Below are 13,620 nucleotides of genomic sequence, written 5' to 3'. Positions count from 1 at the left end.
ACTTCATGTGTAAACTATAGTAGAGAGAATGTGACAACGAAGAAAATCATTGAACATCTATGATGAAAATATGCCAAAACCAAAAGAAGGAGATACCATGACAAAGGGAAACGAAACAGGATGGAACATAGAAAATAGTTATGCACGCCTGCCCGACTCATTTTTCACGAAGCAAGATCCGACTCCGGTTAACAAACCCGCATTAATCATCCTGAATGATTCTGTAGCAGAATCACTGGGGCTCAACCGGAAAGAACTGCATAGTGAAGAGGGAACAGAGGTGTTTGCAGGCAATCACCTACCCGAAGGTGCTGAGCCGCTTGCCCAAGCGTATGCTGGACATCAGTTTGGATATTTTAATATGCTTGGAGACGGTCGTGCTGTCCTGATCGGCGAACAGATCACCCCATCAGGTGAGCGTTTTGATATCCACCTCAAAGGTGGAGGGAGAACCCCTTATTCCCGGGGTGGGGACGGGCGAGCGGGACTTGGTCCGATGCTCAGGGAGCACATCATCAGTGAAGCAATGCACGGACTTGGGATTCCGACTACCCGAAGCTTGGCGGTGGTGACAACGGGTGAGCCGATTTACCGGGAAACGGAACAGCAAGGTGCGATCCTGACCCGCGTAGCTGCAAGTCATCTTCGCGTTGGTACTTTTCAGTTTGCTTCCAAATTTGGAACGGTAGAAGATCTCCGCGCACTGGCTGATTATACAGTGGAGCGTCACTACCCGGAAGGTTTGAATACACCGAACCGTTATCTTTACCTGCTAGAAGAAGTCATCAAGCGCCAGGCTGCTCTCATTGCCAAGTGGCAAATGGTTGGATTTATTCATGGGGTGATGAACACCGACAATATGACGATCAGTGGAGAAACCATTGATTATGGACCATGTGCTTTTATGGATACGTATGACCCGGCAACGGTATTCAGCTCCATTGATACCGGAGGACGTTATGCCTACGGAAATCAGCCTCAAATTGCCGGTTGGAACCTTGCCCGATTTGCCGAAAGTCTGTTGCCGATTCTTCATGATGAACAAGAAAAATCACTGAAACTTGCCCAGGATGCTGTGCTGGAATTTCCTAAACTGTATGAAACTCACTGGCTCGACGGAATGAGAGGGAAACTCGGTATTTTCAACGAAGAAGAAGGGGACGAATCCCTTGCCCAGGACCTGCTCGGTTTAATGAAAGATAGACGTGCTGACTTTACGAATACGTTCCGGGTATTAACCAATGGGGAAGAAATCGACCTGTTTAAAACGGTGGATTTTGCTCAATGGAAAAAACGCTGGGAGGAAAGATTATGCAGGCAAGAAGAATCGAAAGAAGCTTCCTATGAGTTAATGCGAAAACGAAATCCTGCGGTCATCCCCCGGAATCACCGTGTGGAGGAAGCATTGGAGGCCGCAGTGGAGAATGATGACTACAGCGTAATGGAACGGTTGCTTGGCGTTCTTAAAAATCCTTACCAGTACACGACTGAACAGTGCGAGTACACGACACTCCCAGAACCATCCAGTCTTCCTTACCAAACATATTGCGGTACATGAATCATGACACGTAGCAGGAATCCCACAGGATTTCCTGCTTTTTTACTGAGAACAGAGGATTTTCTCAATGATGAGTCGAAACTATTCAAGGATAGATGAGAAAGGGGGCGGTTTGAATGGAAAGGAATCCAAATAAAATTCAACCATATAGCATGAGGGAAAAAATGAGGTAAAGGGGTTTTTCTATTGAATCAAGCATTGCTCGTGATCGATGCCCAGCAGGAATTGATCGAAGGGAATGGAAAGGTACAAGCCGTATATCAAAAGGAAAAGCTGGTTGAAACCATCAATCGGGTCATCCAAAAGGCCACTGATACGGGAGTCCACATCGTTTTCATAAGAGATAAGGATGTCGCTGGAGGAAAAGGCGAGGGATTTCTCGTTCACCGGGATATTCTTGTTCCAGACGATGCTGTTGTGTTTGATAAATTAGCCACAAATTCATTTTATGGTACGCCACTACTCAGCTTTTTAACAGATCAAAAGGTTAAGCATGTTGTAGTGATGGGGTGTCAAACGGAATATTGTATCGACACCGCTGTTCGATATGCAACCGTTAATGGATTGGATGTAACACTGGTAGCGGATGGTCATTCGACGACGGACTCATCTGTATTAAAGGCGGAGCAGATCATCCAGCATCATAACCGTGCGTTGAATGGCCATTATAATGTCGAGCATTTCTCAGATGTCAGGAACTCTGATGAAGAGTTGTTTCACCCGAAACATGATTTTTATCGAAAAAAATACGGGATGTAGAATAAGCGAAAAGCTCATTTTGTCAGGTAGGAGGAAGCTGATGAAATGGGTTTTTTTTATAAGGTATCGTAACCAAAAGGGTATCTTAAGATCCTTTGGGCTACGTATAGGGAAAGGTTTTTAGGAGAAATTATACACAACTTTGGTTTCCGAGGGGTAGTACATGAGTATCTTAAAAAAATATAAGAAAAATAAAAGAAAAGACAGTGAGCTGAATTCCTCATCTGATTTCTTATGTGAAGGGGGAATCAGTACTCACATAGCTCAAAACAAAGATTACATAAAAAACATCTTTTCCCTGATACCCAGCTTCATGATATGTAATGACAACCTGGTCAATGGTCAAATGACGCTCCTATCGATACGGGAGCGCTTCACTCCTTCTGCCTTCAATTTCTGTGCAAGGTCGAGATCATTCGTATTTCCAACAGTTTCGTACGATTGCTTCACTAAATCCATGATGGCATGAGCTGCTTTCTTCATTTGATTCTCCGTACAGTCGACCGGACGAAGGGAAAGGTGTAAGCCAGAAACAAACATGATTTCGGATCGTAAATAATTTCTGATTCCTGCTACGAAACCTTGGTCCAATATTATAATCGACATTTGCGGTTTCGGAATCTTTTGTCCTTCATCCGTTGCATCAGCTCATCGACTGTTACAACTTCACTTAAAAGATCTGGCTCCACCTTTGAAACGAATGGATGCTCTGATAACTCTTCGTCACGAAGAACCTCGATATCAGATGCACTATAGGCTGGGCTACTAATCTATTTCATGGTCTTGACATTATTCCGATATATTGATAAAGTTTTAAAAAATCAAAATATTTTCTTATCCAGAGAGGTGGAGGGACTGGCCCTTTGAAGCCGCAGCAACAGGTCTGTGAAGATACTGTGCTAATTCCAGCGGGTGATTCAAACCCTGATAGATAGGAGCAATCTTTTATTTGTCGGTGACGCACTCGTTTAGGGTGCGTTTTTTGTTTGTTCACCCATTCCGCAATAAATATAGAAGGAAGGGTGTTTTGTATGGAAAACGCAGGACAGAGTTTTAAAAGAAAGATGAAGACGCGTCATTTGGTGATGCTGTCTCTTGGAGGGGTGATCGGAACCGGGCTTTTCTTGAGTTCGGGGTATACGATTCATCAGGCTGGACCGTTTGGGACGATCCTTGCTTATTTGATTGGGGCACTGGTGGTGTATCTTGTGATGCTTTGTTTAGGCGAGCTTTCTGTCCATATGCCGGAGACAGGATCCTTTCATAGTTATGCTACAAAGTTCATTGGTCCAGGGACCGGTTACACCGTGGGCTGGTTATATTGGCTGACATGGACAGTGGCATTGGGGTCGGAGTTTACGGCGGCTGGCTTGATGATGCAGCGTTGGTTTCCTTCGATTAGTGTATGGATTTGGAGCGCGGTCTTTGCTGCGTTGATTTTTGTACTTAATGCGTTGTCAGTGCGTTTTTTTGCTGAATCTGAATTTTGGTTTTCTTTAGTAAAAGTGATTGCGATTGTTGCGTTTATTGTGATTGGGGCAGGGGCGATCGTCGGGTTCATCCCTCTCAGTCATTCAGAGCCGGCTCCGTTTATTTCGAATATCACAAGTTCAGGGTTGTTTCCGAATGGGGCATTTGCCATCTTGATGACCATGCTTGCCGTGAATTTTGCCTTTTCAGGAACAGAATTGATCGGGGTTGCGGCGGGAGAAACAGAGAATCCATCAAAATCGATTCCTAAAGCTATCCGCACCACTCTTGTGAGATTGATCATCTTTTATGTAGGGACGATTGTAGTATTATCTGCTTTATTACCGAGCCAGTCAGCCGGTGTATTGGAAAGTCCTTTCGTAGCGGTGCTTGGACGGATTGGAATCCCTTACGCAGCCGATATCATGAATTTTGTGATCATAACGGCCATTTTATCAGCGGCAAACTCTGGTCTATATGCTTCTTCCAGAATGCTATGGTCACTGGCTGATAAGCAAACGATCTCACCGATTTTTGCCAAATTGACTGATAGGGGAGTCCCTCTCAATGCGATTGTTTTCAGCATGCTTGGAGGAGGTCTGGCCTTGCTTTCAAGCATCATTGCCCCGGGGACGGTCTACATCGTATTGGTTTCGGTCTCAGGTCTTGCGGTGGTGATCGTGTGGATGAGCATTAGTGCTGCCCAATTTCTATTTCGAAGACAGTACATAAGGGAAGGAAACGATGTGAAAGACCTGGCTTATCGGACGCCGCTCTATCCACTCGTTCCCATTGCGTCATTTCTGCTTTGTCTCGCTTCCTGTATCGGCATTGCCTTTGATCCCACTCAGAGGATAGCCCTTTATTGCGGAATCCCGTTTATCGCCCTTTGCTATGGAAGCTATTATCTAACACAATACGTTAAGAAAAGAGGAACAGGTTATGTCGAATCAACTGAAGCTAAATCCCATTGAGGCTATTTTACAAAAACATTCCCCACTTATTTTAGATGGAGCATTAGCCACAGAGCTAGAATCCCATGGCTGCGATTTAAACGATCCCCTTTGGTCTGCCCGTGTACTCCTTGAAAAGCCGGAAGCGATTGAGAAGGTTCATGCTGATTATTTCCGTGCAGGAGCCGATTGTGCGATTACAGCCAGCTACCAGGCAACGGTGAATGGTTTTCGAAAGAGCGGAATAGAGAAACCTGAAGCGCTGGAATTAATCAAGAAAACGGTTTATCTTGCCAAACAGGCTCGGGATGACTTTTGGAAGGAAGAGGTGGGAAATTCGAATCGGCCGAAACCAATCGTTGCAGGTTCTGTAGGACCTTACGGGGCATACCTTGCTGACGGCTCTGAATACGTTGGAAACTATGGAGTAAGTGATCAACATTTAGCAGATTTCCATTTTCCCAGAATCGAGGCATTAGTGGAGGCGGGTGCTGATTTGTTGGCATTCGAAACCATCCCGTCCTTGCAGGAAGCAAAGGTGCTCGCTTCTCTTTTGAAAGAATTTCCAGATACCTGTGCCTGGCTGTCTTTTTCATTAAAGGATGGAGAGACGATAAGTGATGGAACGGGAATTGAAGAGTGCGCGCGCGTGTTCAATGATGATGAACAAATCGCTGCGGTTGGTGTGAATTGTGCACCGATTCCTGCGGCGAATAAAGCGATAAGCGTACTAAGCAGAAACACTGACAAACCAATCATCCTGTACCCGAATTCTGGTGAGGCTTACAATGCTGAGACTAAAACGTGGCATGGGGGGGAAGCGTGTTGCGTGTTTGATGAGCAATCAGAAATTTGGTACGAGGCAGGTGCTCGTATCATTGGTGGTTGCTGCCGAACGGATCCGGGTCATATTGAGGCGTTGGCGAAGAGGTGGAGATAGACAATAACACTTACATGCAAAAGCCTAAGTGATACAACCACTTGGGCTTTTACATTATTATCGCTACTATTATTTAATAGAAAACGTCTCTTTTATCAGCAAGTCCTCAGGAGATTTCCCTATTTGATCTTGATGGAAGTAATCTCTGATGACTCCATCCTTTAAATAGTTGACGATTGAGACCATTGTCATACCTTGATCTAAAGCGAGGTAGGCTTGTGTCACTTCTCCTATCTCTACATTGACTGAATCAAGGAAACCGTATTTCTCGTACATATCGAAACGTTTCAACACCTGGATGTTTTTGAACGCTTCCATTGGTGCTTATTCAAGTGCAAGGAAAGTGGCATGTGGAGTCACAGTACCATCTGACTTATAACCGTCCATACCTAATGTGGGTATATTACCTCTTTTTTTGAGTCTTTTATACAGTATCCATCGGCAAGTAAACTCTAGATACAGACACTGCCCTCAATCATAGGTGCTACTATATTGGGGGACTACCATCTTATTTAGGCTACAGTATTATTGATTTCTATTAAAAAAAGGATATTCTCCCATTATGTAGAAATTCATAGATACATAGTCAATAGGGGTGAGCAGGATGCAGGGTTTTCATTATAAAAACTACGACGGTTTAGGGCTCGCAGAATTAGTGAAGAAAAAAGAAGTTCATCCTAAAGAATTGGTTGAAGAGGCAATTAAAATAACCGAAACCCACAACCCGAAGTTGAACGCAGTGATTCATAAAATGTACGAACAGGCTAGGGAGATTGCAGACAAAAAGCTTACTGGAGCATTTGCCGGTGTACCCATCCTATTGAAAAATATTACTCAAGAAATGGAAGGGGAGCCTATAACAGCAGGTTCAAGATCTCTTAGAACCTACCGAGCGAAGACAGATTCAGAGTACACCAGGAGATTGCGGGAAGCTGGCGTGGTTATTCTGGGGCAAACGAATGTGCCTGAATTTGCTTTAGTGGCTGTTACGGAGCCTTCACATTACGGTGCGACAAGAAATCCGTGGAACATGGATTATACACCCGGGGGTTCAAGTGGCGGTTCAGCTGCTGCGGTAGCATCGGGCATTGTTCCGATCGCGGGTGCCAACGATGGTGGGGGATCTATCAGAATACCGGCTGCTTATTGCGGGTTATTTGGTTTGAAACCAACCAGGGGAAGAACACCTGTTGGTCCTAACTACGGTAGAACATGGCAAGGTGCCTCTGTTGAGCATGTTTTAACCCGATCAGTCAGAGATAGTGCTGCCATGCTGGATGAATTAAGAACGTATGAAAAGTCTGCTGCTTTTTTTGCTCCACCATTTGAAGGGAGCTACTTGGAATCATCACAAACTCCAATAGGCAAAAAATTAAAGATTGCCTATTCCACAGCTTCTCCCATAGGTACTAAAGTTCACCCCGAATGCGAAAAGGCTGTTGTGAAAGCTGCTAACTTACTAGAATCCATGGGCCATTATGTGGAAGAAAAAGAGGTGCCAGTGGATGGACATAAGATTGCGAGAAGTTTCTTAACAATGTATTTTGGTGAAACCGCTGCATTGTTAACTTCGTTAGAAGAAGTGCTGGGACGAAAAGCTACCTACGCTGATGTGGAACCCTCCACCTGGCTCCTGGGGTTGATTGGAAAGGCTACTCCTGCAGAAGAATTTATCCTGAGTATTAGGGAATGGGACAAAGCAGCTTATCAAATGGAAACATTTCATGAAACGTATGATTTCTACCTTACTCCTACAACAGCTTTTCCTCCAGCCAAGATAGGAGAACTGGAGCCGACCCACTCAGAGAAATTCTTGATCAGTTCAATAGGGAAATTGGGACTCAGGAGACTATTGAAAAAGATTGGGATCGTTGATCAGATAGCAGAGAAGAATCTGATGCGTACCCCTTTTACGCAGTTGGCCAATTTAACAGGACAGCCGGCCATGTCACTTCCGATACATCAAACTTCTGAAGGGCTGCCGGTGGGAGTTCAGGTGATGGTAGCCAAAGGTAGAGAGGATTTGCTGTTGCAATTGGCTGGAGAGATTGAGAAGTCTGAGCATTGGTTGCAAATAGAGAAGAACCCTTTGTTTTAAAAAGGGGGAGGGGGACAGTATCATTTCTTGTCCCAACTTCCCCTTTTCCCAACTGGGACCTTTCCTTCTGTCCTACTATTCAATCATCCCAACTATCCTCTCACAAATCTCATGGGTAATCAGTGAATCCTCAATCGATGGGTCAGGCGTTGTACCTTTTTCCACACAATCTATGAAATGATCCACTAAATCATAAAACCCTCGCTTATACAAAGTAGGCTCCCAATCTCCAAATGAAGAAAGGCTGACTTCTTTATTATGATAATGAGTCGTTTCAACGAGACTGTTGACGACATATTTATGATTTTCTGCCGAGTACTCGATGATTTCTTCAGTCACACCACCGTCCCGATTCATAATCCCGACTGCGGTGCATTCCTTACCAATGAGTTGGACGACTAAGTGGTGGAGCATGTCACCTTTTTTTAGATACTGAACCTTTACATCCTGGACCTCTGTAGCCATTAAGAAGCGCAGAGTATCGACGACATGGATGAAATCTTCTACTACGAACCTTCTGGTGTAATCAGGTAAAGCGTATCTGTTTTTTTGCATGAGAAGGAAGTTCGGCTTGCCATGCTCTCTTAGCTCTCTCACTTTTGGAATGAATCTTCTGTTGAAGCCGACCATGGCGATTTTGCCACTTTCTTTTGCGAGCTGAACGATTCTTTCGCTTTCGTGATAGTTCAAGGAAATCGGCTTGTCTATGTAAACGTTGATACCATTCTCGAGTAGTTTTTCGGTTATTTCAAAGTGGGCTTCGGTAGCCGTACTCACTAATGCCGCGTCAATATTGGCAGCAATCAGTTCTTCAACCGTCTGAACCTTTTCCTGGATGCGATATTTACTTGCCAGAACATTTAGAGTTTCTGCATTTCTTGTAAAAAGCACCAGCTCGATGCCTTCTTTTTCAGAGAGAACAGGTAAATAGGCTTTCTTGGCGATGTCTCCCAGTCCAATAAGTCCGATTTTCAAGTTTTTCACCCCATTGTTTTTTTGTAATGTTCTTTCATTATATTATTCTCTATTTATATATCAAATCTAATACTGATCGAGGTTGGATTCCGTTGAAACACGAACGTTATAATATAAATCATGAATAAAATTCGTATTTAGGTTGATTGTCGAAGGGGAGTTTGTTATATTAGCAATGTACTAATTACATATCGTTACTCGTATATCCTCGGTAATATGGTCTGAGTGTTTCTACCTGGTTCCCATTAAAAGAACTAGACTACGAGTTGAAGTATTCGGTTTTTCGGTTTTTTTGCCGTTGCCATTTTGTGATGGGTATTCCTGTTATATCACTTATACTTTAACTTCGAAGGTCTGGAAAGTAGAAACCACTCTACATGTTTTAGATCTTTTTCTTTTGGGCAAAACAGCGAGATATCACCATCTAGAACTAATGAAAAAGGAGAGATTTTGATGAAAAAGAAACTGGCTTTATTTGTAACATTATCCGTACTAGCATTATCCTTGTTTACTGGATGCAGTTCCACTTCACAGACTGCAGCTAAGAAAGAAGAGGCTCAGAGACCCATTATGATTCAAGGTCCAATGCCGATTGAAGCTGAAAAGTTTGCAGGGAAATTAGAAAATGTAAAAGAAGAAAAATCGGGATCATTTGTTTTTTACATAGGAACGCTTGATGATTATCCTGTCATCGTTGCCAAAACCGGTAAAGGTATGGAAAACACGGCAGCGGCTACAGCGGTAGCCATTGAGAAATACGATCCAATCGCCATCATCAATCAAGGAACATCAGGTGGACATGACCCTGAATTACATGTATTTGATATCGTGTTAGGAGAAAGAACCGTAAACCTGGGTTCATTAAAAACAGCGGACAAAGCTGATAGCGAAGGAATTGATCCAACCGTCTGGAAGCCGATGGACTTAATGGCTTCTGAAGGCAGTGCAGGTGAAGATCCAAATGCTGAGAAAATCCGATACTACGATGGAGACGAGGACTTACTTGAAGCTGCCAAAGCAGTGAAGGATACATACACCGATGGAAAGATCGTGGAAGGTACCATCGGTTCTGCTGACGTGTGGAATAATGAAGTGGACCGCATCCAATGGTTCCATGAGAAATACGGTACTTCTGTAGAGGAAATGGAAGGGGCTGCAGCAGCACAGATTGCTGGTGCTTATGATGTAGCGTTCCTGGGAATCCGTGTACTGTCCAATAACAAGACAAATGGTGGAGCATACAACCCGGAAACCGCATCAGCGAATCAGGAGTATGTCTATGAAGTGGTGAAAAAATATATTTCCATGATGGAAAATAAATAATGTTGCGGGACCTGACCCCCGGTGTATGAATGCGTTAGCATGCCGGGGGTCAGGGCTTTTTTATGTTACAATGGTCTAATGCAACACAACATTTTTATCATCACACGGAGTTGATCATAATAGAAAAGAAAAAATATATCTATCATTATTCATGGGAACCGAACGAGGAATCCCTATGTGCCTTGGAAAGAAGAGTGTTATTTGGAGAGAGCTCTGAATCTAGCATTCTGGAAAGTTCAGTGAAAATAGATCCCAGTAGAAGTCCTTTTATTCGGGAGAGACTCGAAATTATCTGCGAGGGTAATAAGTTTGAAGAACTACTTGAAAAAATTGAAGAATTAGAAGCACTTGATGGGTTCAAAGTTGTTTTTGTTCAAAATCTAGATGCGGATAGAGTAGGCTTCAAAAAGCTTCGCAAGATCGAAAAAGAAGTAGGATTGCATCTAAAGGGCGAAGCGGAGTTAGTCGATCCAGACATTTGGTTCGGGGTGATGAAGACTAATGAGCGCTGGGTGTTTGGCAAGTATGTGAGAAACGAAGCGGTTTGGCTGCACCATGTGAAAAAGCCGCACAGCTATTCGACTGCACTTAGCACTCGTGTGGCAAGAGCCGTCGTGAATATCGCAGCACCGAATCCCGAAGGAATCAAAATGATCGACCCGTGCTGCGGGATAGGGACGGTCCTTGTCGAGGCACTATCCATGGGAATCGATATCGTCGGGAGTGACCGCAATCCTTTAATCCTCGATGGAGTGAAAGAGAATATCGCTCATTTTGGATACAAAGGGGATGTCACTTTAAAGGATATTAATGACGTAACAGACAACTATGATGTAGCTGTGATCGATCTACCCTACAATCTTTGTTCAGTGATTACAGATGAAGAGCAGCTTGACATGCTCCGCAGTGCGAGACGATTTGCAGCGAAGGTCGTGATTGTTACCTTGGAAGATGTGGACACGAATATTGAAAAAGCGGGCTTCGAGATTGTGGATCGTTGTGAAGTGAGTAAAGGGAGATTTGTCAGGCAGGTGCTGGTTTGCGAATGATTAGGATAGAGAGTGTGGAGGATATTGTTTCCATGCTCTTTTTTTATGGGCTGTACAATCCGATCTAGACCCTAATCAGGTACTTTGAAGTGCCTATCCCACAAAAAAGTACCTACTTTTCAAGTTTTCTTCCATCGTGCATACTATATCCATGTTCTCTTCATGGGGACAAGTTATTTTTATGAAAAAGGAGAGTGTAGGTATGAACGTCAAATCTATCACTTTAAATAACAATATAAAAATGCCGGAACTGGGATATGGGGTTTTCCGTGTGGATGATGGCCCAGAATTAGAACGTGCTGTGCAAACAGCCATCAAAATGGGGTATCGAAGTATCGATACAGCCAGCATCTATGGAAATGAAGAGAGTGTCGGGAAGGGCATCAATCAAGCGATCGAAGCTGGACTTGTAACCCGTGAAGAATTATTTGTTACTTCGAAAGTTTGGAATAATGGTCTTTCATTCGATGAAACCATTGCGGCTTACGAAGAAAGCTTAGAGAAAATGGGGCTTGAATATCTCGACCTTTATTTGATTCACTGGCCTGGAAAAGAGAAGTACATGGAGTCTTGGAAAGCTCTTGAATCCCTTTATAAAGCTGGACGGATCAAAGCTATCGGGGTTAGTAACTTCCAGGTTCATCATTTAGAACATTTACTCGAGGGTGCTGAAATCACTCCGGTTGTTAACCAGATTGAATTCCATCCCAAGCTGATTCAAACAGAAGTGAGAGATTTTTGTCGTAAGCACAACATTCAAGTTGAAGCCTGGTCTCCACTAATGAATGCAGAGCTTCTAAACAATGAAAACATTAAAGGGATTGCTCAGTCCCACGGTAAATCAACCGCCCAGGTGATTTTGCGCTGGGATCTCCAACACGGAATCATCACAATTCCTAAGTCTATGACGGAGTCCAGAATTCAAGAGAACATTTCTATATATGATTTTGAATTAACGTCTGAACAAATGGATCAATTAGATGCATTAAATGAAAATTTCCGCAGCGGTCCAGACCCGGATGCGTTTGATTTTTAATGAATGAATAGTACAAAAGAGGATGACCTAAAGAAATCTTTGGGCCATCCTCTTTATTTTATCTGCAAGATATAATAAGTGACGAGAAATCCAGGCTCTTTTTGTAAAATTTTTATAAACCTCTCTAAAAAATCACCCAAACAAGAATATTTTTATAATCAAAAAAAATAATATAACCAATTGGAAGCGTCATGCTATCGTTGGGAATCCAGCAATATCAAGGGAAAGAGCATTCGTGGGCTCATGACAAATTCTCCCTTATGACATTTGTCATACCCAGCATATGACACCTACTACTAACACGATGATATCGCTTATCCTATAATGAATCCAACACCTTAAATGAAGGGGATTATGACATGACAAATATAAAAACGTTGAAAAAAGAAGTTGCTCCTTATGAAAAATCAACAACAAAGGAAAGTGTATGGCAGATCATCAACACGCTGGGGCCATTCTTTCTATTATGGTTTCTTGCGTATCAAAGCCTTTCGATATCGTACTGGCTGGCACTTGTTCCAATCGTGATCGCTGCAGGGTTCCTTACACGAATCTTCATCATCTTTCATGATTGTACCCATTTCTCTTTCTTTAAAAGCCGTCGCGTAAACCGAATCGTCGGAACAGCTATGGGTGTGTTAACGCTATTCCCGTTCGATCAGTGGGGACATGATCATGCCGTCCATCACGCGACAAGCGGGAATCTGGATAAGCGTGGAACAGGTGACATCTGGACGCTGACGATTGATGAATATTTAGCAGCACCTCTTAAGATTCGTTTAGCGTATCGCTTTTACCGCAATCCGTTCGTTATGTTTGTAGTAGGACCGATTTATGTATTCCTTCTGAAAAATAGATTTAACCGTAAAAATGCACGTAAGAAAGAACGTAACAACACGTATTTAGTGAACGTGATCATCGTGACCCTTATCGCACTTCTATGTGTGACACTGGGCTGGCAGGAATTCCTTCTTGTACAAGGATCTATCTTTATGGTTTCAGGATCGATCGGTATTTGGTTGTTCTATGTACAGCATACGTTTGAAGACTCATATTTCGAAGAAGACAAAGAGTGGCAATATGTATTGGCTGCTGTTGAAGGAAGCTCCTTCTATAAGCTTCCAAAAATTATGCAGTTCCTGACAGGTAACATCGGCTATCACCATATTCACCATCTAAGTCCGAGAGTACCGAACTACAAACTAGAAGAAGCACATAAAAACTCAGAGCCATTACAAAAAGTACCAACCATCTCACTTCTAACAAGCTTAAAATCACTGCGTTTCAAGCTTTGGGATGAAGAGAACAAAACGTTTGTAAGCTTTAGAGGTATGAAGTCTCTGGATAAGTCAAAATCAAGAATTTCAACTGAAGCCAAACCTGAATTATAATCCTGACCGACTCTCCTTATGAACGTTTCATATAAGGGGAGTCTTTACTTGATAAGGCCTTTAAAAGG

12 protein-coding genes and 2 riboswitches are annotated in these 13,620 nt (G+C 43.1%); of the genes, 9 read left to right on the top strand and 3 right to left on the bottom strand.

Annotated elements, in window-relative coordinates; translation table 11 throughout:
- The first annotated feature begins 97 nt into the window (after positions 1-97).
- Together AC6CIB_RS06870 and AC6CIB_RS06865 are read left to right on the top strand one after the other, a co-directional pair.
- Positions 98-1,558: a protein adenylyltransferase SelO gene (locus AC6CIB_RS06870; RefSeq protein ID WP_498279060.1), complete on the top strand. Its 1,461-nt coding sequence runs from the start codon at positions 98-100 to the stop codon at positions 1,556-1,558.
- Between the two features lie 186 nt (positions 1,559-1,744).
- Entirely contained in the window at positions 1,745-2,317 is a 573-nt protein-coding gene (locus AC6CIB_RS06865) for a cysteine hydrolase family protein (RefSeq protein ID WP_498279058.1), read from the top strand.
- Between the two features lie 342 nt (positions 2,318-2,659).
- Here AC6CIB_RS06865 and AC6CIB_RS06860 read toward each other — a convergent pair whose 3' ends face one another.
- Positions 2,660-2,800 (bottom strand): hypothetical protein, encoded by a 141-nt coding sequence (locus AC6CIB_RS06860; RefSeq protein ID WP_498279056.1) that lies wholly within the window; start codon positions 2,798-2,800, stop codon positions 2,660-2,662.
- Between the two features lie 348 nt (positions 2,801-3,148).
- Positions 3,149-3,255, top strand: a riboswitch (SAM riboswitch).
- A gap of 93 nt (positions 3,256-3,348) precedes the next feature.
- Here AC6CIB_RS06860 and mmuP point away from each other — a divergent pair.
- Both mmuP and mmuM read left to right on the top strand, forming a co-directional pair.
- Positions 3,349-4,761, top strand: coding sequence for an S-methylmethionine permease (gene mmuP, locus AC6CIB_RS06855; RefSeq protein ID WP_498279054.1), 1,413 nt, complete (start codon positions 3,349-3,351; stop codon positions 4,759-4,761).
- Complete coding sequence (mmuM, locus tag AC6CIB_RS06850) at positions 4,730-5,680, top strand: homocysteine S-methyltransferase (protein WP_498279052.1); 951 nt, start codon at positions 4,730-4,732, stop codon at positions 5,678-5,680. Before mmuP ends, mmuM begins: the two co-directional genes overlap by 32 nt.
- Positions 5,681-5,749: 69 nt before the next feature.
- Here mmuM and AC6CIB_RS06845 read toward each other — a convergent pair whose 3' ends face one another.
- Positions 5,750-5,998, bottom strand: a complete 249-nt coding sequence (locus AC6CIB_RS06845; protein WP_498279050.1) for a glucoamylase family protein — start codon at positions 5,996-5,998, stop codon at positions 5,750-5,752.
- A gap of 286 nt (positions 5,999-6,284) precedes the next feature.
- Here AC6CIB_RS06845 and AC6CIB_RS06840 point away from each other — a divergent pair, with 286 nt between their 5' ends.
- The gene (locus AC6CIB_RS06840) at positions 6,285-7,778 is read left to right on the top strand and encodes an amidase family protein (protein WP_498279048.1); all 1,494 of its coding nucleotides are present in this window, start codon (positions 6,285-6,287) and stop codon (positions 7,776-7,778) included.
- 75 nt (positions 7,779-7,853) lie between these two features.
- On the opposite strand, the gene AC6CIB_RS06835 is transcribed toward AC6CIB_RS06840, so the two are convergent.
- Positions 7,854-8,753, bottom strand: coding sequence for a Gfo/Idh/MocA family protein (locus AC6CIB_RS06835; RefSeq protein ID WP_498279046.1), 900 nt, complete (start codon positions 8,751-8,753; stop codon positions 7,854-7,856).
- A 178-nt stretch (positions 8,754-8,931) separates the two neighbouring features.
- A riboswitch (purine riboswitch) is annotated at positions 8,932-9,035 on the top strand.
- 171 nt (positions 9,036-9,206) lie between these two features.
- Here AC6CIB_RS06835 and AC6CIB_RS06830 point away from each other — a divergent pair.
- The 4 genes from AC6CIB_RS06830 (at position 9,207) to desA (ending at position 13,552) form a co-directional block, all read left to right on the top strand.
- Positions 9,207-10,076: a 5'-methylthioadenosine/S-adenosylhomocysteine nucleosidase gene (locus AC6CIB_RS06830; RefSeq protein WP_498279044.1), complete on the top strand. Its 870-nt coding sequence runs from the start codon at positions 9,207-9,209 to the stop codon at positions 10,074-10,076.
- A gap of 62 nt (positions 10,077-10,138) precedes the next feature.
- Entirely contained in the window at positions 10,139-11,125 is a 987-nt protein-coding gene (locus tag AC6CIB_RS06825) for a TRM11 family SAM-dependent methyltransferase (RefSeq protein ID WP_498279042.1), read from the top strand.
- A 202-nt stretch (positions 11,126-11,327) separates the two neighbouring features.
- Positions 11,328-12,161, top strand: a complete 834-nt coding sequence (locus tag AC6CIB_RS06820) for an aldo/keto reductase (RefSeq protein WP_498279040.1) — start codon at positions 11,328-11,330, stop codon at positions 12,159-12,161.
- A gap of 359 nt (positions 12,162-12,520) precedes the next feature.
- Positions 12,521-13,552 (top strand): Delta(5) desaturase DesA, encoded by a 1,032-nt coding sequence (desA, locus tag AC6CIB_RS06815; RefSeq protein ID WP_498279038.1) that lies wholly within the window; start codon positions 12,521-12,523, stop codon positions 13,550-13,552.
- Positions 13,553-13,620: the final 68 nt, after the last annotated feature.

Source organism: Rossellomorea sp. GQ25 (assembly GCF_059758515.1).
The sequence above is the reverse complement of the archived record's forward strand: the minus strand, read 5'-3'. Positions and strand labels throughout refer to the sequence as shown.